Source organism: Devosia sp. A369 (genome assembly GCF_054489345.1).
Genome location: NZ_JBTMWV010000004.1, coordinates 62,303 through 85,671 on the forward strand (window position 1 = coordinate 62,303; position 23,369 = coordinate 85,671).

Sequence of the window (23,369 nt, forward strand, 5' to 3'; positions counted from 1 at the left end):
CCTGCGGCGTCTGCGCCTGCTGCCTTAGCAGATGGCGCGACCTGCGCCAGACTTCTCATTAGGCTTAGCCCATTTTCCGTCTATGTAAACCTTTACATCATTTATGAAAACCTTTACATCGCTGAGTAGTGGACGCTGAACAGGGCCAACCTGTCATGCGCCGGGGAGGGGTTTCAGACATGAGCAGTGCCGAAGGCACGTCGACGCCGGCCATCCTGTCAGCCAACAGGATTTCCAAGTCGTTTGGCGAAATCCCGGTGCTTTTCAGTGTCGATTTCGACATCAAGCCGGGCGAGGTTCACGCCATTATCGGCGAGAATGGCGCGGGCAAATCCACCCTCATCAAAATTCTCTCGGGTATCGAGCAGCCGACCTCCGGCTCGATCACTTATGATGGCCAGGCCGCCGTGCTGCCGCCCAATGGCGAAGCCGAGGCCATGGGCATCGTGCTGATCCATCAGGAACTGAACCTGGCCGAACATCTGACCGTGGCGGACTCGATCTTCCTCGGTCGCGAACTCAAGAAATACGGTTTCCTCGACCTCAGGGAAATGCGCCGGCGCGCCGTGGACGTCATGGAAACGCTGCATGTGCGGGTTGATCCCGACGCGCGGATCAATACGCTGTCGGTGGCCGACAAGCAGATGGTGGAAATCGCCAAGGCGATCAGCCGCGATGCGCGCGTGCTGATCATGGACGAACCGACGGCGGTGCTGTCGGTGGGCGAAACCGAAACCCTGTTCGAGCAGATCCGCCGGCTGACGGCGCGCGGCGTCGCGGTGATCTTCATTTCGCACAAGCTCGACGAAATCATGGACCTCGCCCAGCGCGTCACCGTGCTGCGCGATGGCCAGTTGATCGCCACGATCGGCACCGAGGCGCTGACGCCGGATTCCATCGCCCAGATGATGGTCGGGCGCGAGCTGTCCAATCTCTATCCGCCCAAGCATGAGCCCGATGTCGATGCGCCCGTGGTGCTGTCGGTGCGCGGGTTGCAGGCGCCGGGCGTCAAGGAGATGTCGTTCGACTTGCGCAAGGGCGAAATCCTTGGCTTTGCCGGCTTGATCGGCTCGGGCCGTACGGCCGTGGCCGAGGCGATTGTCGGGCTGACGGCCAAGACCGCCGGCGCGGTGGAAGTCGACGGCCTGCCGGTCGATTTCACCGATGTCGCCAAATCGGTCGATGCCGGGCTGGCCTATATGACCAAGGACCGCAAGGGCCGGGGCCTGCTGCTCAATGTCGGCCTGCAGCCGAATTTGACGCTGCTGACGCTGAAAAAGCACCTCAAACATGGCTTTCTCGACGGCAAGAGCGAACAGCGGGCCCTGGAGCGCGCCACGCGCCGCTTCGATATTCGGGCGCGCGACGCCTCGGTGCGGGTGGGCCAGCTCTCGGGCGGCAATCAGCAGAAGCTGATGTTGGGCAAGACCATGGAAGCCGATCCGGACATCATCATCATGGATGAGCCGACGCGCGGCATCGATGTCGGCACCAAGCAGCAGATTTATCACATCATCGCGGCGCTCGCCGCCGAGGGAAAGTCGATCATCCTGATCTCTTCGGAGATGCAGGAGGTCATCGGGCTCAGTCACCGCGTGCTGGTGATGCGCAATGGCCGGCTGGCCGGCAAGCTCGAAGGCGCCGAGATCGTGGAAGCAGAAATCATGCGGTACGCCGCAGGCATCAAACAGGATGGGGACGATGAGCGTATCAGCGCATGAGGCAGCCAAGCCGGGGAAAGGCTTCCGGCTCGACCTCAAGACCGCGGGACCGCTGCTGGCGCTGATCCTGCTGGTGATCCTGGGCTATTCGCTCAATCCGGCCTTCCTTAACGAAGGCAATATCACCAATATTCTCACCCGCTCGGCCTTTATCGGCATCATCGCGGTGGGGGCGACTTTCGTCATCACCGCCGGCGGCATCGACCTGTCGGTGGGCTCGATGGCGGCTTTCATCGCCGGCGTCATGATCATCATCATGAACAGCGCCGTGGAGGCCATGGGCGCGTCGATCTGGACCGTGCTGCTGGGTATCGGCTGTTCGCTGATCCTGGGCATCGGGGCCGGCTTCATCAACGGGTTCCTGACCACCAAGGGCAAGATCGAAGCCTTTATCGTGACGCTGGGCACCATGGGCATTTATCGCTCGCTGGTGACCTATTTCGCCGATGGCGGCACGCTGTCGCTCAATAATGGCGCCCGCGAAATCTATCGCCCGGTCTATTATGAGAGCTTCCTGCGCATTCCCTATCCGGTGTGGGTATTCATCGCCGTGGCCATTCTCGGCTGGGTGCTGATGAACCGCACCGCCTTCGGCCGCTATTGCATGGCCATCGGCAGCAATGAGCATGTGGCGCGCTATTCGGCGATCAAGGTCGACCGGGTCAAGACCGCGACCTACATCCTGCAGGGCATGTGCGTGTCGCTGGCCACCATCATCTATGTGCCGCGCCTCGGCTCGGCCTCGTCGGCCACCGGCGTGCTGTGGGAATTGGAAGCCATTGCGGCGGTGATCATCGGCGGCACCATGCTCAAGGGCGGCTTTGGCCGCATCGGCGGCACCGTGATCGGCGCACTGATCCTCACCTCGATCGGCAACATCCTCAATCTCACCGAGATCATCTCCAACTACCTCAATGGGGCAGTGCAGGGCGTGATCATCATCGCCGCGGTTTATCTGCAGCGCGGTTCGCTGCGCGGTCGCCGCAAGCCGGCCGAATAATTTCAGTCATTCCACGCCGTAAAGGCGGGATCACCGGCGCAGCGTCAAACGCGCCACACATGCAGGGAGGACTATCATGTCTTTGAAGGCAATCGCACTTGGCCTGTTGGCCACCAGCGCACTGGTCGGTACGGCCGTGGCGCAGGAAAAGATCAAGATCGGCGTGTCCATTCCGGCCGCGACGCATGGTTTCATGGGCGGCCTGAACTGGCACGCTGCGGAAGCTGAAAAGCGCCTCGAAGCCGCCAATCCGAATATCGACATCATCATCGTGACCGCTGACGGCCCGGCCGATCAGGCCAGCGATCTGGAAGACCTGGTTTCGGTCCACCAGATCCAGGCGCTCGTGGTGCTGCCGTTCGAATCCGAGCCGCTGACCGAGCCGGTCCGCGCCGTTGCCGACACCGGTGCCTTCATCACCGTCGTTGACCGTGGCCTGACCGATCCGTCGATCCAGGACGTTTATGTTTCGGGCAACAACACCGAAATGGGCCAGGTTTCGGCGCAGTATATGAAGACCCGTCTGGGTGAAGGCGACAACATCGTCATCCTGCGCGGCATTCCGACCGTGCTGGACACCGAACGCTTCGACGCCTTCATGGCCGAAATCGAAGGCTCGGGCATCAACGTGCTCGACAACAAGTTCGCCAACTGGAACCGCGATGACGGTTTTGAAGTGATGCAGGACTTCCTGAGCCGCTTCCCCGACATCAAGGGCGTGTGGGCACAGGACGACGACATCACCCTGGGCGTGGTTGAAGCCGTCAAGGCTGCAGGCCGCGACAAGGAAATGTTCATCGTCGGCGGCGCCGGCATGAAGGAAATCGTCAAGGGCGTGATGGACGGCAACGAGCTGGTGCCGGTCGACGTGCTGTATCCGCCGGCGCAGATCGCGACGGCCATGGACGTTACCGTCAGCCACTTCACCTCCAACGGCCCGGTCGGCGGCACCTACATCCTGGGTTCGCCACTGATCACCAAGGACAACGCTGCGATGTACTACTTCCCCGACAGCCCGTTCTGATTCCTCCTCAGAGCGGACATGCGAAGGGCGCCCCTCGGGGCGCCCTTTGTGATTCTTCTTCCCTTTCCCCTTGAGGGAGAAGGTAAGAAGGACGGATGAGGGCCTCACACCGCCTCAGGCGTATACCCAGCCTCCCGGATTGCCGCTTCGCCGACCGCCTTGTCGCCGGTGAATGCCACCTTGTGGCTCGCCAGATCGACCGAGATATCGGCCCCCGGCAGCGCGGTTTCCAGCGCCTTGCGCACGGTGCCCACACAATGCCCGCAGGTCATGTCGTTGACGGTGAAAGTGTTCTTGTCGCTCATCTTAGTGTCCTTTCGAAATGGGATGCTCGCCGGCGAGGTCGTCGAGGATGGGGCAGTCAGGGCGGTTGTCGCCGCCGCAGCAATGGGCCAAATGGCTGAGGGTTTTGACCATCCCCTGCAACTCGGCGATCTTGGTTTGCAGCGCCGTGATATGGCTGGTCGCGATCTCCTTGACCTCGCCACTGGCGCGCGATTTGTCCTGCCATAGCCCGAGCAGGGTGGAGGTTTCCTCCACCGAGAAGCCCAGCGTGCGGGCGCGTTTGACGAAGCGCAGCACGTGGACTTCGTCCTCGCCATAGACGCGATAATTGCTGTCGGTGCGATGCGGCGGCCGGATCAGGCCGATGGATTCGTAATAGCGGATCATCTTGGCCGACACGCCCGAGGCGCTGGAGGCTTCGCCGATATTCACAATTTCACTCCCTTCACGCCGCGCAGGCGCTGCGCATTGCCCACCACGAAGACCGAGCTGAGCGCCATGGCGCCGGCGCCGATCATCGGACTGAGCAGGATGCCGAAGCTTGGGTACAGCACGCCAGCCGCCACCGGGATCAGCAGCGTATTGTAGCCAAAGGCCCAGAACAGGTTTTCCCAGATATTCTTGAGGGTCGCCCGGCTGATGATGAGAGCGTTGAGCACGCCCTTGAGGTCGCCGCCGAGCAGCACCACGTCGGCGCTTTCGATGGCGGCATCGGTGCCGGTGCCGACGGCGATGCCGATATCGGCTTCGGCCAGCGCCGGCGCGTCATTGATGCCATCGCCGATAAAGGCGACGGGACCAAACTGGCGCAGGCCCTTGATGGTCGCCACCTTGTCGGCGGGCAACACCTCAGCGCGGACCTCATCAATGCCGAGCTGGCGGGCAATCGCCTCGGCCGTGCGCCGATTGTCGCCCGAGATCATCGCCGTCTTCAGACCCATGGCGTGCAATGCGTCGATGACGGCCTTGCTGGTCGGCTTGATGCTGTCGGCAACCACGATGGTGGCGGCGGCCTTGCCATCGATGGCGACAAACACTGGAGACTTGCCCTCATTGGCCAGCCGCTCGGCATCGGCGTCAAAGCCGGAGAGGTCGATCCCTTCCAGATAGCGGGCCGAACCGATCAGCACCGCGCGGCCATTGACCGTGCCGCTGACGCCATTGCCGGCCGAGGACTGGAAGTCCGCCACCACTGGCAGGGACAGGCCCTGCTGCTCGGCAGCGGCCACAATGGCAGCGCCCGTAGGATGCTCGGACTTGGCTTCCACAGCCGCCACGGCGGCCAGCACGTCACCATGCTCAAAGCCCTTGGCGAGGATCAGATCGGTCAGCGTCGGTTTGCCCGACGTCAGCGTGCCGGTCTTGTCGAAGGCGACGACCTTGGCGTCCCGCAGCTGCTGCAGCGCCTGACTCTGGCGGAACAGCACACCCATCTCGGCAGCGCGGCCAGTGCCCACCATAATCGAAGTTGGCGTGGCGAGGCCCATGGCACAGGGGCAGGCGATGATCAGCACGGCGACCGCATTGACCAGACCGAATGTGGTGGCCGGGTCCGGCCCCCAGATCGCCCAGACGGCAAAGGTGGCGATGGCCAGAGCAATGACGGCGGGCACGAACCACAGCGTGATCCGGTCGACCACGGCCTGGATCGGCAGCTTGCCGCCCTGGGCCTCTTCGACCATGCGGATGATCTGCGCCAGCATGGTGTCGCCGCCCACCTTGGTGGCGCGGAAGCTGAAACTGCCCGACGTGTTGAGCGTGCCGCCAATAACGGTCGCGCCCACGGTCTTGGAGACGGGCAGGGGCTCGCCGGAAATCATCGATTCATCGATATGGCTACTGCCGTCGACGATTTCGCCATCGACGGCGATCTTCTCGCCGGGACGGACGACGATGATATCGCCGGCCACCACCTGTTCGATCGGCAGTTCGACGATGGCGCCATCACGCTGCACCCGGGCGGTCTTGGCCTGTTCACGCACCAGCCGCTGAATGGCTTCGCCCGTACGCCCCTTGGCCAGAGCTTCCAGCCAGCGGCCCACCAGGATCAGCGTGACGATGACCGCCGCCGCCTCGAAATAGACGAAGCGCGTTTCGCTCGGCACCAGGTCCGGCGCAAAGGTCACCACCGTTGAGAACAGCCAAGCCGCGCCGGCGCCAAGCGCCACCAGCGAGTTCATCTCGGGCGCACCGCGCAGCAGCGCCGGAATGCCGATCTTGAAGAAGCGCCAGCCGGGCCCGAACAGCACAATGGTGGTGGCGATGAAGAACGCGACATTGAGCGTCTGCGTCGACACCAGCGACATCACCCACATATGGAACGGCATGTAGAGATGGCCGCCCATTTCGATGATGAAGATGGGCAAGGTGAAGAGGCCCGCAATCAGCACGTCGCGACGCAGCACGGCCGCGTCCTCGTCGTGATGCTGGTGCCCGCCATGGTCGTGGTGATGCATCTCGGGCGTCTGGCTGCCCTGATAGCCGGCCTTTTCGATGGCCTTGAGTACGGCATCGAGCTGCTCGGCATCGCCAAGCTGCACCGTGGCGCGCTCGGTGGCGAGATTAACCGATGCAGCGGTGACGCTCGGCACCTTGAGCAGGGCCTTTTCCACGCGTGCCACGCAGGAGGCACAGGTCATGCCGGCGATATCGATGGAAAGCGGTTTGCTATGGACGTGTTCAGTCATGTTTTCACCTCGTCCTGCAGTATATAAAGCTTCCCATTATGGTAAGGTCAAGGGGCTCATGTGCGATTGTGTCCCGCACATGCGGCAGGTTGGCACTGCGACAGTTGCGCGGCTTAAAGCCTTGATAGCGCGGGCCTATGTTGGCGGTGTCAGGAGACGTTATGCCATGCAGCCCGTCCACATCGACATCCCCAAACCCGATCTTGCTCTGCTCTGTCAGAGCTGCGAATCCCGTCATCAGGGCATTTGCGGCGCCCTGACTCCCGTCCAGCGCGCCGCCCTGGTGCGTCACTCGCGCCGCGTGCAACGCGCGCCGGGGGAACTGCTGCTGGCCGATGCCGAGCCGATCTCCAGCTACGGTATTGTGCTGCGCGGCGTGGTGAAGCTCTCCAAGGTGCTGGAGGATGGCCGCCAGCAGGTGGTGGGGCTGCAATTTGCGCCCGATCTGCTGGGGCGGCTATTTGCCCGCGAAAGTCGGGTGACGGCGGAGGCGGCGTCCGATGTCGATCTCTGCCTCGTGCCGAAATCGGCCATGGAAGCGCTGGTGCGCGACAATCCGGCGCTGAAACACCGGCTGATGCTGCAGACATTGCGCGAACTCGATGAGGCGCGCGACTGGATGGTGACGCTGGGCCGCAAGAGCGCCGCCGAGAAGGTGGCCAGCTTTCTCTATCTGATCGCCAGCCACACCGAGCCGGCTGCGGCGACGGTGATGACCTTCGACCTGCCACTGAGCCGCGCCGACATCGGCGATTTCCTAGGCCTGACCATCGAAACCGTGAGCCGCCAGATGAGCAAGCTCAAGGCCGATGGCGTCATCGAGGTCGAGAACTACCGCCACGTCTCTGTGCCAGATATGGCCCGGCTAAGGGTGCGCTGCGGGTAGCGGCATTATTCCAGCATCCCATTCCGCAGCGTCAGCACCCGATCCACACTGCCTTCCGGGATCGCTGCATGAGTGACCACGATCACACTGCGCCCCTGCGCTGCGCTATGCAGCGTCTCGAAGAACGCCACTTCCGCCGCCCGGTCGAGTCCGGTGGTGGGTTCATCCAGCAGCAGAATTCGCGCCGGCGACAGTAGCACCCGCGCCAGACACAGCCGCCGCGCCTGTCCCACCGAAACACTGCGCCCGCCTTCCCCGATGAGACTACCCAGCCCATTTGGCAGGCCACGGACGAAAGCCTCAATGCCGGCGTCAGCCAGCGCCGACCACAGCTTTGCATCGTCCGCCTCCGGGCTGCCGATCAGCAGATTGGCGCGGATACTGTCATTGAACAGCGGGCTGTCCTGGCTGAGCAGCGCCATGCTGGCATGGATATCGGCCTGACGCAGCGCCGGCAGCGCGACGCCGCCGAGGCTGATGCTGCCCAATTGCGGCTCGGCGAGGCGCAGCATCAGGGTGAGCAGGCTGGATTTGCCGATACCGCTGGGGCCAATGATGGCGATGTGTTCGCCCGGTACCACCGTAAGGTCCAGATCGTTCAACACCGGCGGGCCACCATAGCTGAAGGTGACGTCACGCAGGCTGAGCGTGGTGTCAGCGGGCAGCGCCACCGGACTGACCGGATCGGCGATTGGCAGCGGACTGTCGGCGATGGCGGTGAGCCGCTCGGCGGCGGCCATGGCGGTGGTCAGCTTGCCGACACTGCGCACGATGAGGCTGGTCGCCTCGAAACTCCCGGCGATGGCCAATAGCAGACCGGCAAGCACCGGGCCTTCGACCGTCCCAGCAGTAAAACTCTGCATCCCAAACCATAGCGCGCCGACCAGCGCCAGCGCCGCCAGCGCCTGCACGGCAAAGCCGGCGAGCACGGTCAGGGTGGACAGCCGCCCCTTGGCAGCGGAGAGACGCTGCGCCGCGTCGGTAAACCCGACCTGCGCCGTGCCGAGCACGCCGAACAGCGTCAAATCGGCATGGCCCTCAATGCCATCGAGCACGCTGGCCCGGGCATCGGCGGCGCGGCTGACCAGCTCGCGCCCAGCCCCACGGCTGATCAGCACCAGACCCGAGGGCACCGCCAGCCCCGCCAGCCCGAAACACAGCCCATAAACCAGCGCGGCGCTGGGCAGCAGCCAGGCCAGCAAGCCGGTCAGCGCCCCGCCAATCACCAGTGCGGCGGCAATCGGCCCGATGGCGACCAGAAACGCGGTGTCGAGCGCGTCGACATCGGCGGTGAGCCGGCTGACCAGATCGCCATGGCGCAGGCTGCGGTCGGCCAGCGGCAGACGCGGAAACAGCCGGCCAAACAGCCAGCCGCGCAAATCGGCCAATAGCCGCAGCGTGGCGTCATGGCCGGCCAGTCGCTCCCCATAGCGGGCCAGAATGCGGATGAATGAGAAGCCGCGCACCAGTGCCGAGGGCACGAACAGATTGAACGCCAGCCCCGCCGTGGTCAGCGCGGCGGCGGTGATGAACCAGCCCGAGGTGCCGAGCAGGGCCACGCCCGCTGCCAGCGCTATGAGCGACAGCAGCAGCGCCAGCGAAAACCCCTTGGCCTGGGTGAGGAACAGTCTGCGAAAGGCGAGGAGCGATTTCATGCGACAGTCTTCCCCTTATGAGCGGGCAGGGGCATCGGCAGCAGGCTCTCGCCGGCAATGCGCCACGCCTTGTCCATCCGCGCGGCGACCGCCAGCGAGTGGGTGGCGATGATCAGCGTCCGACCCCGCGCATAAAGCTTGAGCGCGTCCAGCACCTCCTGTTTGAGCGCTGCGTCGAGATGGGCGGTGGGTTCATCCAGCAGGATCAGCCCAGCATCCCGCAGATAAATCCGCGCCAAGGCGATCCGCTGCGCCTGCCCACCGGAGAGTCCCAGCCCACCCTCGCCAATCCGGGTGGCCAGCCCCTCGGGCAACACATCGGCAAACGGGGTGACGAGCGCCCGCTCGGCGGCGCGCTGGATTTCGCTGGGTGAGGCATCTGGCCGGGCAAGGGCGATATTGTCGGCAATGCTGCCGGCAAAAATGCGCGGCTTCTGCCCCAGCATGGTCATTCGCCCGCGCAATTCTGCCTCGGCCCAATCAGCGAGTGGGCGCTGGTCGAGCACAATGCCGCCCTCATATTTCCGCAGCCCGGCAATCGCCTCCAACAGCGTCGATTTGCCAATGCCGCTGGGGCCAAGAATGGCGATGTGTTCGCCTGGGGCGATGGTGAGGTCAGTATCGGCCAGGGTGACGCGGGCCTCGTCGGGCGTCCGCAAAGTGAGGTTGCTGAGCCTCAGTCCCAGCGCGCCACTGGTCGCTGAACGCGGTGCATCGACAAGCGGCACCGGGGCAGGGGGCAGCGCTCCGAGCTGGGCCTCAATTTCCCCAATAGCCGCCTTGGCAGCGGCGCGGTCATGATAGTGCGCGGCGAGCAGGCGCAGCGGATTGTACACCTCCGGCGCCATCAGCAGCAGGAACAGCCCCAGTTGCAGGGTGAGCGGCGATGACCGCAGCTTGAGATAGTCAATGAAGGTCAGCCCGACATACAGCGCCACGCCGGCCACGCCCAGCGCCGCGAAAAACTCCAGCACCGCCGACGACAGAAACGCGATGCGCAGCACCCGCAGCGTCCGGCGGCGTAATTCGTCGCTGGCGGCGACAATACCCGCCGTTTCCGCTTCAGCGCGGCCGAACAGTTTCAGCGTCAGCAGTCCGCGCAGCCGGTCGGCAAACCGTCCGGTGAGCAGCGACAAAGCGCGCGCTTGCTTGTTGGTGGCAATTTGCGCGCCCCAGCCGGCCAGCGCCATGAATACCGGAATCAGCGGCGCCGAAATGAGGAACAGCAGCCCCGCCAGCCAATCCAGTGGCAGGATGATGGCGCCAAAGGCGATCGGCAGCAGGCTCGCCTGGATCATCGCCGGCAGATACTGCGCAAAGAAGCCGTCAAACGCCTCCACCTGATCGATGATGGCCGATGCCGCCGCCCCTGATTGCGGTTGTTCCGCCGCGCGCGGCGACCGCGCCAGCAGATGCGAATAAAGCGTGGCGCGAACGGCGGACTTGATCGCCTCGGACCCGGCCGTGCCGGCCCGCTCGCCAATGGCGGCGAGGGCGGCGCGGGTCAGCAACAAGCAGAGGATAAGCACGATGCCCGGAACCAGCGTCTCGATCGGCGCACCGCTTTCGATGGCCCCGCCCAGCACGCTCGCCAGCGTCCACGCCTGCCAGACCAGCAGGGCCCCGCCGAGCAGTGGCGCGGCAATGGCCAGACTGAGCCAGATGCCGCTATGCCGGCGCAGGGCGGAGAGGGTTTTGCCGTTGCGGCGGTCGATATCGGACAAGGTCATGAATTGCAGCATAGAGTGAGTTGAGACCGAGCCCTTGATCTGAATCAAGGCATGGGGAGACTCGGAGCGCATAGAGTGCGCAGTGACGGCGCCGACTCGGGCGCTGCCAGACAGAAGGGCAGTAGCTCATGATCGACATGACCGTTGTCGAACTCTCGCGGTGGCAATTCGCCGCCACCGCCATGTATCACTTCATTTTCGTGCCGCTTACCATTGGCCTGTCCGTGATGATGGCCATCATGGAAAGCGTTTACGTGATGACCGGGCGCGATATCTGGCGCAAGGCGACCCTGTTCTGGGGCACGCTATTCGGCGTCAATTTCGCCATGGGCGTCGCTACCGGCATCGTCATGGAATTCCAGTTCGGCATGAACTGGAGCTATTACAGCCATTATGTGGGCGACGTGTTCGGCGCGCCGCTGGCCATTGAAGGGCTGATGGCCTTCTTCCTCGAAGCCACCTTTATCGGGCTGTTCTTCTTCGGCTGGGACCGGCTGAGCAAGGTGGGCCATCTGGCGGTCACCTGGCTGATGGCGCTGGGGGCCAATTTCTCGGCGCTGTGGATTTTGATCGCCAATGGCTGGATGCAAAATCCGGTCGGCGCCAAATTCAATCCCGACACCATGCGCATGGAAATCACCGACTTCATCGCGGTGATCTTCAATCCGGTGGCACAAGCCAAATTCGTTCATACCGTCAGCGCCGGCTATGTCTGCGGCGCGGTGTTCATCTTCGCCATTTCCTGCCTGTTCCTGCTGCAGGGCAAGCATGTTGAACTGGCCAAGCGCTCGATGGTCGTCGCCGCCAGCTTCGGTCTGGCCTCGGCTTTGTCGGTGGTCGTGCTCGGCGACGAGAGCGGCTATGTGGCGACCGAACATCAGAAGATGAAGATCGCCGCCATGGAGGCGATGTATCACACCGAGCCGGCCCCGGCGGCGCTGACCCTGTTCGCCATTCCCAGCAATGTGCCGGGCGAGCCGGCCTTCCAGGTGCAATTGCCCTGGCTGCTTGGCCTGATCACCACCCGCTCGCTGGATATGGAGCTGCCCGGCATTACCGAGCTGGTCGAGCACGCCGCGGTGCGCATCCAGTCGGGCATGGTGGCCTATGACGCACTGCAGGAAGTCCGCGCCGATGCCGGCAACACCGCCGCCCGCGCCACGTTCGACGAGCACTGGGCCGATCTGGGTTATGGCCTGTTGCTGAAGAAATATCGCGAGGATGTCGGCAATGCCACCGGCGAGGAAATCGCTCAGGCGGCGCTCGATACAGTGCCCGATGTCTGGCCGCTGTTCTGGAGCTTCCGCCTGATGGTGGGCATCGGCTTCTTCTTCATCGCCTTCTTTTCGGTGTGGTTCTATCGCGCCTCGCGCGGCTGGCTCGATACCAATAGGCCGATGCTGTGGATCGGACTTTGCACCTTGCCGCTGCCCTGGCTGGCCATCGAGGCCGGCTGGTTCATCGCCGAATATGGCCGACAGCCCTGGGTGGTGGAAGGCGTCTTACCCACCTTCTATGCCGCCTCGGGCCTGCACTTCTGGGACCTGGTCATCTCGCTGAGCTTCTTTGTCACGCTCTATTCGATCCTTTTCGTCATCATGATCATGCTGATGGTCAAGATCATCAAGGCCGGGCCGCAGGACCAACTGTTTGCCGCCACTGATGAGGGCGACGACGAGGATTTTGTCATCGACGCGCTGCCAGCGACGCCCGCCAATAAGGAGCTTGGATCGTGAGCACCATTCCACTCGACTATGAAACCCTGCGGCTGATCTGGTGGGCCCTGCTCGGCGTGCTGCTGATGGGCTTTGCCATCATGGGTGGACGTGACCTCGGCGTCGGGGCCCTGCTGCCCTTCGCCGCCAAGACTGATGCCGAGCGGCGGGTGCTGCTCAATCTGGTCGGTCCCACCTGGGAGGGCAATCAGGTGTGGCTGGTGCTGGGGGGCGGGGCCATCTTCGCCGCCTTCCCGCCGCTCTATGCGGTGAGCTTTTCCGGCTTCTACCTGGCGATGATCGTCATCCTCCTGGCGCTGATCCTGCGCCCGGTCGGCTTCAAGTTCCGCAGCAAGATCAAGGACAAGCGCTGGCGCGCCACCTGGGATTGGGCGCTATTCGTGGGTGGCGCGGTGCCCTCGCTGATTTTCGGCGTGGCGGTGGGCAATGTGCTGCTCGGCGCCCCCTTCCACCTCGATAATACGATGCGCGCCTTCTACACCGGCAATTTCTTCCAGCTGCTCACCCCCTTTGCCTTGCTCTGCGGGCTGGTCAGCCTCGGCATGATCGTCACCCAGGGCGCGGCAGTGATCGCCGGTCGCACCACCGGCCCACTGGCCGAGCGAGCCCGCAGCTATGGCATTATCGCCGGGCTGCTGACCCTGGTGCTGTTCGCGCTGGGCGGCGTCTGGATTGCCTTCGGCATCGACGGCTATGCCATCACCAGCCTGGTGGACGGCCAGGCCGCCATCAATCCGCTGGCCAAGACGGTGGAACTGACGCGTGGTGGCTGGCTGACCAATTACGGGCTCTATCCCTGGATGGTGGCCGCGCCGGTGCTGGGCTTTGCCGGGTTGCTCGGGGCGGTGGTCGGTTTGCAGGCGCGCCTGCGGCTTCCAACGCTGCTGGCCTCCAGCGTCGCCATCTTCGGCATCGTCGCCACGGCGGGGCTGTCGCTGTTCCCCTTCCTGCTGCCATCCTCCACCGTGCCCAATTCCGGGCTGACGCTGTGGGACGCCAGCTCCAGCCACCTGACCCTGTTCATCATGCTGCTGGTGACCGCCTTCTTCCTGCCCATCATCATCCTCTACACCGCCTGGGTGTTCCGGGTGATGCGCGGGACGGTCAGCACGCAGTCGCTCGAAAAGAACCCCAACGCCTATTAGGAGGCTGACATGTGGTATTTCTCGTGGATTTTGGGCCTCGGCTTGGCCTGCAGCTTCGCCATTCTCAACGCCATGTGGTTCGAAATGCGGCAGGATCGTCATGAAGCTGGCGAGAATGCACAAAACTGAACCAGCGTGAGGCGCATAGCTGCTGACCAGATGGTCAAAAATTGATTAAGACGGACGCCGCGCTAGCGGTGTCCTTTTTTTCATTATATTTCAAGTAGTTGATGGGGTAGTAGTGCGCGGTTACTGCGCTGCATCAATCTTCGGTATGGTGGTGATTTCGGGCAATTTGTGGCGACCGCTTGCGCCCAGTGCATAACGGATGTGCACAAAGCCTATCTTCTAATCACGACTGGATGGCTCTAGATATAGGTCATCAAAACGAAGGGGAACCGAAAATGAACATCCGCCAGAAAATCGCACAGTTTGCTCAGTATCAGCGCACGATGCGCGAGCTCAACGCTCTCGACGCCCGTCAGCTGAACGACCTCGGCATCACCAAGGGCGACATCAAGAACATCGCTCGCGGCGCTCTGGTCCGCTAATAGCGACCGAATACTGCTGACTTAGATGAAGGCGTCCACTCGGGCGCCTTTTGTCTGTCTGGGGCCTAGCGGATCAGGTCTGCCGCCTTGCCGCCAAGCGCCGTCACCAGATCATCGGGCTTCATCCGGATCTGCAGCCCACGCTGGCCGCCATTGAGAAATATCTCGTCCTCCAGCGTCGCCAGTTCCTCGATTGCCGTCAGCACCAGTTTCTTCTGGCCGAAAGGGCTGATGCCGCCGACCTTGTAGCCGGTCAGGCGCTCGGCATCGGCCGGCTTCATCATCTGCGCCGACTTGCCGCCAAACGCCGCCGCCAGCTTTTTCATGTTCACTTCTTCGTCCGACGGCACAACGACGCAAACCGGCTTGCCATCGACCTCGGCCATCAGCGTCTTGAGCACGATGGACGGCAACACCCCCATCGCCTCCGCCGCCTGCAAGCCGACCCGGTCGGCAGCGGGATCATATTCATAGGTCGCGGTGGCAAACGGCACACCAGCTTTGGTCAACGCCAGCGTGGCGGGAGTGGTCTTGGACATGCGCTATTTCTAGCGCAGCAAACACAAGAGGCAAGGGGGCTTCGCCCGGCTTCCCGGGCGCACCAGCCTCACCCCAACCCCGATGTCACCCCGGCCTTGAGCCGGGGCCCATCCTGAGATCCTGCCAAGGCCATAGATCTCAAGAAGGATCCCGGCTCAAGGCCGGGATGACACCGAGATTGGAGTGCGTCTCAAGGGACAAGCGACCTACCCAAACATCGCCCGATCCCGCATCACCACCTCGCTCAAAAACTCCGCCACCAGCGCCACGCGCCGCACCGCGCGCAAATCCTCATGCATCACCGTCCAATAGCTGCGGGTCAGCCTCTGCTCGGGCAGCACCGGCACCAGGTCGGGATCGCCGATGGCCATGAAGCTGTGCAAAATCCCGATCCCCGCCCCAGCCCGCACCGCCTCGGTCTGGCCCATCGCAGAGGAGACGGCGAGGCTTGAGCGCCAGCTCTTGAGGAACTCGCCGGTATAGTCGAGCGAGGCGGTATAAAGCAGGTCTTCCACGTAGCCGACGAGGCGATGCCCCGCGAGGTCGTCGCTCGTCACCGGCGTGCCATGTTTCGCCAGATAGTCCGGCGCCGCATAAAGCCCGAGCCGATAATCGGTGAGCTTGCGCGCCACCAGCCGGCCCTCGCGCGGCCGCTCCAGCGTCACCGCGATATCGGCCTCGCGGCGCGATAGCGAGAAGGCCCGCGGCACCGGCACCAGTTCCACCCGCAGCCCCCGATGCCGCTCGGTGAGTTCGCCGAGCCGGGGCGCCAGAAACGCCACGCCAAATCCATCCGGCGCCCCGACCCGCACCGTGCCGTCGATCAGGCTGTCGCCCCCGACCGATTCATGGGCGGCCAGCATGGCGCTTTCCATCCGCTCGGCATGCATGAGAAAGCGCTCGCCTTCGCCCGACAGTTCCGAGCCATTGGTGCGCCGGGTGAACAGCTTGCTGCCCAGCGCCTGTTCCAGCGCCGTCAGCCGTCTTGCCACCGTCGCGTGATTGAGCCCCAGCGACTTCGCCGCGCCCAAAATCTGCCCGCTCCGGGCCACGGCGAGAAAGATGCGAACGTCATCCCAATTCATCGGGCTATAATTTCCGCACAACGGATACCAAATCTATCGCGTTGCGATGCGTAAAATATAGCGCGAAGAAGGAGCAGCAAACAAGGGAGACCGCCATGCGCACCATTGGCCATTTCATCGACGGCAAGCAGACCACCGGCAACAGCGCCGAATTCCAGGATGTCTTCAATCCGGCGACCGGTGAAGTGCAGGCTCGCGTGGCGCTGGCCACCCAGGCCGATCTGGAAGCTGCGGTGGCTTCGGCCGCTGCCGCGCAGCCGGGCTGGGCCACGACCAATCCGCAGCGCCGCGCCCGGGTGTTCTTCAATTATGTCGCGCTGCTCAACCAGCATATGGACGAGCTGGCCGAACTGCTCAGCCTCGAGCACGGCAAGACCTTTGAAGATGCCAAGGGCGATGTGATGCGCGGACTCGAAGTCAGCGAATTCGTCGCCGGTGCGCCGCACCTGCTCAAGGGTGCCTTCACCGAAGGCGCTGGCCCGGGCATCGATATGTATTCCATGCGCCAGCCGATCGGCATCGGCGCCGGCATCACCCCGTTTAATTTCCCGGCGATGATCCCGCTGTGGATGCTGTCGCCGGCCATCGCGGCGGGCAATGCCTTCATCCTCAAGCCCTCCGAGCGCGATCCCTCCGTGCCGGTGCGGTTGGCCGAACTGGCCATCGAAGCCGGCCTGCCCAAGGGCATTCTCAACGTGGTGCATGGCGGCAAGGCCACCGTCGACGGCATTCTCGAACACGAAGCCATCTCGGCCGTGTCCTTTGTCGGCTCCACCCCGATTGCCCGCTATGTCTATGCCACCGCTGCCGCTCACGGTAAGCGCGTGCAGGCCTTTGGCGGCGCCAAGAACCACATGATCATCATGCCCGACGCGGACATGGAAAAGGCCGCCGACGCCCTGATGGGCTCGGGCTATGGCGCCGCCGGCGAACGCTGCATGGCCGTTTCGGTCGCCGTGCCGGTGGGCGACGATACCGCCGACAAGATCATCGCCGCCCTGCGTCCGCGCATCGAAGCGCTCAAGGTTGGCCCCGCCACCGACCGCGCCTCCGAAATGGGCCCGCTGATCACCGCCGCCGCCAAGCAGCGCGTGCTCGGCCTGGTCGACAAGGGCGTCGAGCAGGGTGCCACGCTGGTGGTCGATGGCCGCGACTTCTCGCTGCAGGGCTATGAAGGCGGCTATTTCGTCGGTCCATGCCTGTTCGACAACGTCACCACCGACATGGACATCTACACCGAAGAAATCTTCGGCCCGGTGCTCTCGGTGGTCCGCGCCAAGAACTACGAGGAAGCCCTCGCGCTGCCCTCCAACAATCCCTACGGCAATGGCGTGGCGATCTTCACCCGCGACGGCGATGCGGCGCGCGATTTCGCGGCTCGGGTCAATGTCGGCATGGTCGGCGTTAACGTACCGGTGCCGGTGCCAGTCGCCTATCACAGCTTCGGCGGCTGGAAGGCCAGCGCCTTCGGCGACCTCAATCAGTACGGCACGGATTCGATGCAATTCTGGACCAAGGTCAAGACCGTCACCACCCGCTGGCCCTCCGGCATCAAGGACGGCGCCGAATTCCAGTTCCCCACCATGAAGTAAGGGGCTTCGCCCCCCTTTTCACCTCTCCCTCTGGGGGAGAGGTCGGCGCGCAGCGCCGGGTGAGGGGGCCTTCTCCACACACGACTGAGACGACAAAGGCCCGTGGATCACTCCACGGGCCTTTGCCTTTTTCCACGCGGGGAGGGGCGTGAAACTCAGATAATGCCGCCGGTGCCGCCTTCGACAGCCGGGCGGATTGCCGCCACCTGCTGGCGATAGCCCGAAGCGCGATAGGCCCCCAGCAAATCAATCGCGCCGCCCTTTTCCAGCCGCGCCATCGCCAGGATCGGCTCGACATCGGTGCGATAGGCCACGCGCAGCGCCTGCGTCCCAGCCAGCGCATCATTGTTATTCTGCGCCTCGGTGAGCCCCACCCGATCCACCAGCAACGCCTGCGCATAAGCCCGCTGCACATCCGACGCCGACAGCATCAGCGATTCAATCGGATCGGTGACATTGTGGTTCTGGTCCAGCATATGCGCCGGCCGGAAATCAGCGTCATTGCGCTCGATATCCACCAGCTCGTTGAACACAAGGAACAGCCGGTACGGATCAATCGAACCGGCATCCAGATCGTCGTCGCCATATTTGCTGTCGTTGAAATGGAAGCCGCCGAGCTTGCCGAACTGGGCCAGGCGGGCGACGATCATCTCGATATTGACGTTGGGCGCATGGTGCCCAAGATCGACCAGGCAAAACGCCTTGTCGCCCAGTTCCTTGGCGATCAAATAATTGGTGCCCCAATCCTGCACCACCGTCGAATAGAAGGCCGGCTCATACATCTTGTGTTCGGTATAGATGCGCCAGTCATCGGGCAGGGCGGCATAAACCGCCTTCATCGACTCCAGATAATGCTCGAACTGCCGGGTGAAATTGACCTGGCCGGGGAAGTTTGAGCCGTCGCCGACCCACACCGTCAACGCCTTGGAGCCGATGGTCTTGCCGATCTCGATGCATTCGAGGTTATGCTCGATCGCCTGCTGCCGCGTCGCCGCATCGGCTGCCGAGAGCGAACCGAATTTATAGCTCTGCAACTGCCCCTTGGCATCCGAGAAGGTATTGGAGTTCATCGCGTCATAGCCGAGATTGAACCGGCTCGCCGCCTGCTTCAGCCGATTGGGATCGGCCTTGTCCCAGGGAATATGCAGCGAAATCGTATTGGTCGCCTGCGTCAGCTGCGAGATGACGGCGCAGTCTTCGATCTTGTCAAAGATATCGCGCGGCTCGCCCGGCCCCGGAAACCGAGCAAAGCGAGTGCCCCCGGTGCCAACGCCCCAGGAGGGCACGGCAATGGAAAACTCGGCAATCTTCGCCTTGATCGCCGCAATGGAGATCCCGCGCCGATCCAGCCGCTCGCCCAGACTGTCATAATCAGCCCGAAGATCCGCCTCCCGCTTGGCATTGTCGGCGGCGATGATGTCTGGATTGATGATGTGTTCAGTCATTTTTTCCTCCACGGCCGCACCCAACTCGGTGTCATCCCGGCCTTGAGCCGGGATCCATCTTGAGATCTCAGGATGGGCCCCGGCTCAAGGCCGGGGTGACATCGTGGTGTGGTTGACCCGTGCCCCTCTTTACCGCGTAAACGACTGGGCGTTGCCCGCGTCGACATTGATGATATTGCCCGTCGACTTCGCCGAGGCGTCCGAGGCGAAAAAGTAGATCGCCTCCGCAATATCCTCGGGAAACACGCTGCGCTTCAGCAGCGAGCGCTCGCGATACATTTCTTCCAGACCATCCTTGTCGGTCTTGTAGGTCGATGCGCGCTGCTCGAGCCATTCGCCGGCCCAGATTTTGCTGCCGCGCAGCACCGCGTCGGGATTGACCACATTGACGCGGATCTGCTCGCCCGCACCCTCAAGCGCCAGGCACCGCGCCAGATGAATTTCCGCCGCCTTGGCCGTGCAATAGGCCGCCGCATTGGGTGACGCGGCCAGCCCATTCTTGGACGCCACGAACACCACATTGCCGCCGATCTTCTGCGCCCGGAACAGCCGGAAGGCTTCGCGGCTGACCAGGAAATAGCCGGTGGACAGAATGTCCATGTTCTTGTTCCACAGCTCCAGCGTCGTCTCCTCGATCGGCGCCGACGAGGCCAGCCCGGCATTGGACACCAGAATATCCAGCCCGCCAAACTCCACCACCGCATCGGCAAACCCGCCGATCACCGCGTCTTCCTTGGTCACATTGATGATAGCCGGGCGCACGAAGTCCGCCCCGAACACTTTGCCCAATTCCTCATTGGCCGCGGCCAGCGCCCTCTCGTCGATATCGGCCAGCACCACGCAGGCGCCTTCGCGCAGCAGCCGCACCGCAGTCGCCTTGCCGATGCCGCCAGCGCCGCCGGTGACCAGCGCAATCTGCCCGGCCAGCGCTTTCGGCTTGGGCATCCGCGCCAGCTTGGCCTCTTCAAGCAGCCAATATTCGATATCGAAGGCTTCCTGCTCGGGCAGGCCGACATAGGTGGACACCGTCGACGCGCCGCGCATCACATTGATGGCGTTGACATAGAACTCGCCCGAAATCCGCGCCGTCGCCTTGTCCTTGGCGAAGGTGAACATGCCGACGCCCGGCATCAGATACACCACCGCATTGGGGTCGCGCACGGCAGGGGAATTGTCGTGCTTGCAGCGATCGTAATAGGCCTGGTAGTCGACGCGATAGGCGGCGATGTCCTCGGGAATCTTGGCAACCACCGCATCCACATCGGGCTTGGCCGGATCGAACTCGATCACCAGCGGCCGGATTTTGGTGCGCAAAAAATGGTCGGGGCAGGAGGTGCCCAGCGCCGCCAGCGGGCGGAGGTTTTTCGAATTGACGAATTCCAGCACAGCCGGGCTGTCATCGAAATGCCCCAGCTTATGGCTGTCTTCCGAAATCAGCCCACGAATCTTCGGCATCAGCTTGGCGGCAATGGCCCGGCGCTGCTCGGCCGGCAGAGCCTGCACCGCTTCTCCACCGAAAATCACCTTGCCCGCCGTCTGCTGCTCAAACCACTCGATGGCCTGATTGATCACCGCAATGGTGGTTTCGTAGCATTCCTTGGGCGTGTCGCCCCAGGTGAACAGCCCATGCGACTCGAGGATCAGCCCCTTGGCCTTGGGGTTTTCCTCGCAGAACTTGCCCAGCCACAGCCCCAGCTCAAAGCCCGGCTTCTTCCATGGCAGCCAGCCAATGGAGTCGCCAAAAATCTGCTGGGTCAGTTCTTTGGAATTGCTCGACGCCGCAATGGCGATGATGGCGTCCGGGTGCATGTGGTCGACAAACGGCCGGTTCACATAGGCATGCAGCGGCGTATCGATGGATGCAGCGCGCGGATTGAGGTTGAACGTGGCGTGGGGCAGATAGCCCACCATCTCGTCCTCGAATTCCACGCCGCGATAGAGGCCCTTCAGGCCCCGGAGCTTCTCCATATACAGCGTCGAAAACCCATCGAGCTTGATGGACGCATTGTCGCCGCCCGAGCCCTTGACCCACAACACTTCCACCGTTTCGCCGGTCAGCGGGTCTTTCTGCATGATCTTGGAGGAGGTGTTGCCGCCACCGAAATTGGTGACCCGCTTGTCGCTGCCGAGCAGGTTGGACCGATAAACGAGGCGTTCCGGCTCGCTCATCGCGGCGGCTTTGGCGTCGTCCCAGAGGTTCGCGAGGCGCTTGGGCGCGGTGGTGGACATGAGACTCCTCCCAGAGGGTAGTGGTGGCCAGATAGATGGACCGGAGATGGCCACGGCCAATCATCACTGTCAATCACAAACGATCATGATCAAGCATAACGCGCTTGCTTGTCGCAAATTTGACGGTGTGATGATTGACAGTGATTGGAATTGGTGTGAGACCTGCGTCAGGGAGATAGCTGCCTTGCACGAAACTGAACGCCAGAGAGTGATCATCGCCGCCGTGCAGACCCGGCCCGTGGTGACGGTTGCCGAGCTGTGCGAGGTCACCGGATCGTCCGAAGCCACCATTCGCCGCGATATTGCCGCGCTGCATGTGCGCGGCGAAGTGCGCCGGGTGCGCGGTGGCGCCGAGGCGGTCAACCCGCCGGAACAGGCGTCGCTGATGGGCCGCCCCTTCTCGGTCAATGAAACCCTCAACATCGCGCAGAAACGTGCCATCGCCCGCGCCGCCGCCGAGCTGTGCAATGATGGCGAACCGATCATCATAAATGGCGGCTCCACCACCTATCAGATGGTGCATCATCTCACCCATCGCCGGCTGTCGGTGTTCACCAACAGCTTCGGCATCGCCGAATTCCTCATTCACAATTCGCGCAATTCCGTCGTCATTCCCGGCGGCACGATCTACCGCGAGCAGAATGTCATCCTGTCGCCCTTTGGCGGCGTGGTGGCCTCGCATTTCTATGCCAAGCGCATGTTTATCGGCTGCCAAGGCATCGGCGCACACGGCTTGATGGAGGCCGACCCAATGGTCGTGCAATCCGAGCTGTGCCTGATCGACCAGGCCGACGAGCTGATCGTCTTGGCCGATTCTTCCAAGTTTTCGGGACGTTCGAGCCTGATCCTGTGTGGGCTCGACCGCATAACCGCTGTCATCACCGATAGCGGCATCCGCGACGAAGACCGCCAAATGCTGGAAACGGCAGGCGTGCGGCTCATTGTGGCGGAAACACTAGGCGACCGGCAGGCAACGGTGGCTTGAGGAAAACCAAGACCAGACCATCCCAGGGAGGGATCAACGCATGAAACTCTTGAAGCTTTTGGCCACCACCACGGCCGTTGCCGTGCTGCTCGCCGCTCCGGCCTATGCCCAGACGCGCATCGCGCTGGTGGTGAAGTCGCTCGGCAACGGCTTCTTCGACGCCGCCAACAAGGGCGCCCAGGAAGCTGCCGCTGAACTGGGTGACGTCGAAGTCATCTATACCGGCCCCACCGCCGCCACTGCCGAAGCCCAGATCGAAGTGATCAATGCGCTGATCGCCCAGCAGGTCGATGCCATCGCCATCTCCGCCAACGACCCCGACGCATTGGTGCCGGCCCTGCAGAAGGCCATGGAACGTGGCATCAAGGTGATCAGCTGGGACTCGGGCGTTGCGCCTGAAGGCCGCCAGCTCCACCTCAACCCGTCCGATATCGACCTTATCGGCGAAACCATCATCAAGCTGGCCGCCGATTATCTGCCCGAGGGTGGCGACGTCGCCATCCTGTCGGCTGCTTCCACCGCGACCAACCAGAATGCCTGGATCGAAGCCGCCAAGGCCGCCATCCCGGCCAAGTTCTCCAACATCAATCTGGTGGCCGTGGTCTATGGCGACGATGACTCGGTGAAGTCGACCGACGAAGCCAAGGGCCTGATCGCCTCCTATCCCGACCTCAAGGCCATCATTGCCCCGACCACCGTCGGCGTCGTGGCGGCGGCCCAGGTGGTCACCGACCAGAACCTGATCGGCAAGATCAACGTCACGGGCCTGGCGCTGCCCTCCGAGTTCAAGCAGTTCATCGACAATGGTGCTTCGCAGGCCGTGGCCCTGTGGAACCCGATCGACCTGGGCTACTCGGCCGTGATGCTGGCCAATGACCTGGTCAAGGGCGGCGAAGCTGCTCCCGGCGCCACCCTTTCGATGGGCCGCATGGGCGATCTGACCCTCGACGACACCAACTCCGGCGCCATGGCCGCACCCTTCACCTTCGACAAGACCAACATCGAAGAATTCTCCAAGATCTATTGATCTCTATGTCACCTCGCCCCTCAGGGGAGAGGTCGACGCGAAGCGT

Annotated in this window: 20 protein-coding genes; 11 read left to right on the forward strand and 9 right to left on the reverse strand. The window is 63.1% G+C overall.

The genetic code is table 11. From position 1 onward, the window contains the following. Nucleotides 1-179: 179 nt before the first annotated feature. From ACX3OZ_RS06975 to ACX3OZ_RS06985, 3 genes are all read left to right on the forward strand, one after another. Nucleotides 180-1,721 carry a sugar ABC transporter ATP-binding protein gene (locus tag ACX3OZ_RS06975; protein WP_459104152.1) on the forward strand — a complete coding sequence of 514 codons (1,542 nt, stop codon included), beginning with the start codon at nt 180-182 and terminating at the stop codon, nt 1,719-1,721. Next, complete coding sequence (locus ACX3OZ_RS06980; RefSeq protein WP_459096307.1) at nt 1,702-2,721, forward strand: ABC transporter permease; 1,020 nt, start codon at nt 1,702-1,704, stop codon at nt 2,719-2,721. Before ACX3OZ_RS06975 ends, ACX3OZ_RS06980 begins: the two co-directional genes overlap by 20 nt. A 76-nt stretch (nt 2,722-2,797) precedes the next feature. Beyond that, nucleotides 2,798-3,745: a substrate-binding domain-containing protein gene (locus ACX3OZ_RS06985; RefSeq protein WP_459096308.1), complete on the forward strand. Its 948-nt coding sequence runs from the start codon at nt 2,798-2,800 to the stop codon at nt 3,743-3,745. A 104-nt stretch (nt 3,746-3,849) separates the two neighbouring features. Here ACX3OZ_RS06985 and ACX3OZ_RS06990 read toward each other — a convergent pair whose 3' ends face one another. From ACX3OZ_RS06990 to ACX3OZ_RS07000, 3 genes are read right to left on the reverse strand one after another with little or no spacing between them, the layout of a single operon-like run. Then, nucleotides 3,850-4,050 (reverse strand): heavy-metal-associated domain-containing protein, encoded by a 201-nt coding sequence (locus ACX3OZ_RS06990; RefSeq protein WP_459104153.1) that lies wholly within the window; start codon nt 4,048-4,050, stop codon nt 3,850-3,852. Nucleotide 4,051: 1 nt separating this feature from the next. Further along, entirely contained in the window at nt 4,052-4,462 is a 411-nt protein-coding gene (gene cueR, locus ACX3OZ_RS06995; protein ID WP_459104154.1) for a Cu(I)-responsive transcriptional regulator, read from the reverse strand. Continuing rightward, complete coding sequence (locus ACX3OZ_RS07000) at nt 4,459-6,717, reverse strand: heavy metal translocating P-type ATPase (RefSeq protein ID WP_459104155.1); 2,259 nt, start codon at nt 6,715-6,717, stop codon at nt 4,459-4,461. Before ACX3OZ_RS07000 ends, cueR begins: the two co-directional genes overlap by 4 nt. 166 nt (nt 6,718-6,883) lie before the next feature. Here ACX3OZ_RS07000 and ACX3OZ_RS07005 point away from each other — a divergent pair, with 166 nt between their 5' ends. Next, on the forward strand, nt 6,884-7,603 hold the full coding sequence (locus tag ACX3OZ_RS07005; protein ID WP_459104156.1) for a Crp/Fnr family transcriptional regulator: 720 nt from the start codon (nt 6,884-6,886) through the stop codon (nt 7,601-7,603). Between the two features lie 5 nt (nt 7,604-7,608). On the opposite strand, the gene cydC is transcribed toward ACX3OZ_RS07005, so the two are convergent. Together cydC and cydD are read right to left on the reverse strand one after the other, a co-directional pair. Then, complete coding sequence (gene cydC / locus ACX3OZ_RS07010) at nt 7,609-9,258, reverse strand: thiol reductant ABC exporter subunit CydC (RefSeq protein ID WP_459104157.1); 1,650 nt, start codon at nt 9,256-9,258, stop codon at nt 7,609-7,611. Beyond that, nucleotides 9,255-10,988: a thiol reductant ABC exporter subunit CydD gene (cydD, locus tag ACX3OZ_RS07015; protein WP_459104158.1), complete on the reverse strand. Its 1,734-nt coding sequence runs from the start codon at nt 10,986-10,988 to the stop codon at nt 9,255-9,257. Before cydD ends, cydC begins: the two co-directional genes overlap by 4 nt. Before the next feature lie 128 nt (nt 10,989-11,116). Here cydD and ACX3OZ_RS07020 point away from each other — a divergent pair, with 128 nt between their 5' ends. From ACX3OZ_RS07020 to ACX3OZ_RS07035, 4 genes are all read left to right on the forward strand, one after another. After that, entirely contained in the window at nt 11,117-12,724 is a 1,608-nt protein-coding gene (locus ACX3OZ_RS07020; RefSeq protein ID WP_459104159.1) for a cytochrome ubiquinol oxidase subunit I, read from the forward strand. Next, complete coding sequence (gene cydB, locus ACX3OZ_RS07025) at nt 12,721-13,869, forward strand: cytochrome d ubiquinol oxidase subunit II (RefSeq protein WP_459104160.1); 1,149 nt, start codon at nt 12,721-12,723, stop codon at nt 13,867-13,869. Before ACX3OZ_RS07020 ends, cydB begins: the two co-directional genes overlap by 4 nt. A 9-nt stretch (nt 13,870-13,878) precedes the next feature. Further along, nucleotides 13,879-13,998: a cytochrome bd-I oxidase subunit CydX gene (cydX, locus tag ACX3OZ_RS07030; protein WP_459096317.1), complete on the forward strand. Its 120-nt coding sequence runs from the start codon at nt 13,879-13,881 to the stop codon at nt 13,996-13,998. A 275-nt stretch (nt 13,999-14,273) separates the two neighbouring features. Then, complete coding sequence (locus ACX3OZ_RS07035; protein WP_459096318.1) at nt 14,274-14,420, forward strand: DUF1127 domain-containing protein; 147 nt, start codon at nt 14,274-14,276, stop codon at nt 14,418-14,420. Between the two features lie 65 nt (nt 14,421-14,485). On the opposite strand, the gene ybaK is transcribed toward ACX3OZ_RS07035, so the two are convergent. After that, nucleotides 14,486-14,959, reverse strand: coding sequence for a Cys-tRNA(Pro) deacylase (gene ybaK / locus ACX3OZ_RS07040; RefSeq protein WP_459104161.1), 474 nt, complete (start codon nt 14,957-14,959; stop codon nt 14,486-14,488). A 207-nt stretch (nt 14,960-15,166) separates the two neighbouring features. Then, nucleotides 15,167-16,045: a LysR family transcriptional regulator gene (locus ACX3OZ_RS07045; RefSeq protein WP_459104162.1), complete on the reverse strand. Its 879-nt coding sequence runs from the start codon at nt 16,043-16,045 to the stop codon at nt 15,167-15,169. Nucleotides 16,046-16,140: 95 nt separating this feature from the next. On the opposite strand from ACX3OZ_RS07045, the gene ACX3OZ_RS07050 reads away from it, so the two are divergent. Beyond that, nucleotides 16,141-17,637 carry a CoA-acylating methylmalonate-semialdehyde dehydrogenase gene (locus ACX3OZ_RS07050; RefSeq protein WP_459104163.1) on the forward strand — a complete coding sequence of 499 codons (1,497 nt, stop codon included), beginning with the start codon at nt 16,141-16,143 and terminating at the stop codon, nt 17,635-17,637. 155 nt (nt 17,638-17,792) lie between these two features. On the opposite strand, the gene rhaI is transcribed toward ACX3OZ_RS07050, so the two are convergent. Beyond that, entirely contained in the window at nt 17,793-19,082 is a 1,290-nt protein-coding gene (rhaI, locus tag ACX3OZ_RS07055) for an L-rhamnose catabolism isomerase (protein ID WP_459096322.1), read from the reverse strand. Nucleotides 19,083-19,211: 129 nt separating this feature from the next. Continuing rightward, nucleotides 19,212-21,311: a bifunctional rhamnulose-1-phosphate aldolase/short-chain dehydrogenase gene (locus ACX3OZ_RS07060; protein ID WP_459096323.1), complete on the reverse strand. Its 2,100-nt coding sequence runs from the start codon at nt 21,309-21,311 to the stop codon at nt 19,212-19,214. Nucleotides 21,312-21,495: 184 nt separating this feature from the next. Here ACX3OZ_RS07060 and ACX3OZ_RS07065 point away from each other — a divergent pair, with 184 nt between their 5' ends. Together ACX3OZ_RS07065 and rhaS are read left to right on the forward strand one after the other, a co-directional pair. Next, nucleotides 21,496-22,296 (forward strand): DeoR/GlpR family DNA-binding transcription regulator, encoded by an 801-nt coding sequence (locus ACX3OZ_RS07065; protein WP_459096324.1) that lies wholly within the window; start codon nt 21,496-21,498, stop codon nt 22,294-22,296. Nucleotides 22,297-22,336: 40 nt separating this feature from the next. After that, nucleotides 22,337-23,323, forward strand: coding sequence for a rhamnose ABC transporter substrate-binding protein (gene rhaS, locus ACX3OZ_RS07070; protein WP_459096325.1), 987 nt, complete (start codon nt 22,337-22,339; stop codon nt 23,321-23,323). Nucleotides 23,324-23,369 lie beyond the last annotated feature (46 nt).

Coding starts and splice junctions, on each gene's coding strand:
- ACX3OZ_RS07060 (WP_459096323.1), bottom strand. CDS start 21,311: ATGTCCACCACCGCGCCCAAGCGCCTCGCGAACCTCTGGGACGACGCC.
- ACX3OZ_RS07045 (WP_459104162.1), bottom strand. CDS start 16,045: ATGAATTGGGATGACGTTCGCATCTTTCTCGCCGTGGCCCGGAGCGGG.
- ybaK (WP_459104161.1), bottom strand. CDS start 14,959: ATGTCCAAGACCACTCCCGCCACGCTGGCGTTGACCAAAGCTGGTGTG.
- ACX3OZ_RS07020 (WP_459104159.1), top strand. CDS start 11,117: ATGATCGACATGACCGTTGTCGAACTCTCGCGGTGGCAATTCGCCGCC.
- ACX3OZ_RS07005 (WP_459104156.1), top strand. CDS start 6,884: ATGCAGCCCGTCCACATCGACATCCCCAAACCCGATCTTGCTCTGCTC.
- ACX3OZ_RS06985 (WP_459096308.1), top strand. CDS start 2,798: ATGTCTTTGAAGGCAATCGCACTTGGCCTGTTGGCCACCAGCGCACTG.
- rhaS (WP_459096325.1), top strand. CDS start 22,337: ATGAAACTCTTGAAGCTTTTGGCCACCACCACGGCCGTTGCCGTGCTG.
- ACX3OZ_RS06980 (WP_459096307.1), top strand. CDS start 1,702: ATGAGCGTATCAGCGCATGAGGCAGCCAAGCCGGGGAAAGGCTTCCGG.
- ACX3OZ_RS07050 (WP_459104163.1), top strand. CDS start 16,141: ATGCGCACCATTGGCCATTTCATCGACGGCAAGCAGACCACCGGCAAC.
- rhaI (WP_459096322.1), bottom strand. CDS start 19,082: ATGACTGAACACATCATCAATCCAGACATCATCGCCGCCGACAATGCC.
- ACX3OZ_RS06975 (WP_459104152.1), top strand. CDS start 180: ATGAGCAGTGCCGAAGGCACGTCGACGCCGGCCATCCTGTCAGCCAAC.
- cydD (WP_459104158.1), bottom strand. CDS start 10,988: ATGACCTTGTCCGATATCGACCGCCGCAACGGCAAAACCCTCTCCGCC.
- ACX3OZ_RS07000 (WP_459104155.1), bottom strand. CDS start 6,717: ATGACTGAACACGTCCATAGCAAACCGCTTTCCATCGATATCGCCGGC.
- ACX3OZ_RS06990 (WP_459104153.1), bottom strand. CDS start 4,050: ATGAGCGACAAGAACACTTTCACCGTCAACGACATGACCTGCGGGCAT.
- cydC (WP_459104157.1), bottom strand. CDS start 9,258: ATGAAATCGCTCCTCGCCTTTCGCAGACTGTTCCTCACCCAGGCCAAG.
- cydX (WP_459096317.1), top strand. CDS start 13,879: ATGTGGTATTTCTCGTGGATTTTGGGCCTCGGCTTGGCCTGCAGCTTC.
- ACX3OZ_RS07035 (WP_459096318.1), top strand. CDS start 14,274: ATGAACATCCGCCAGAAAATCGCACAGTTTGCTCAGTATCAGCGCACG.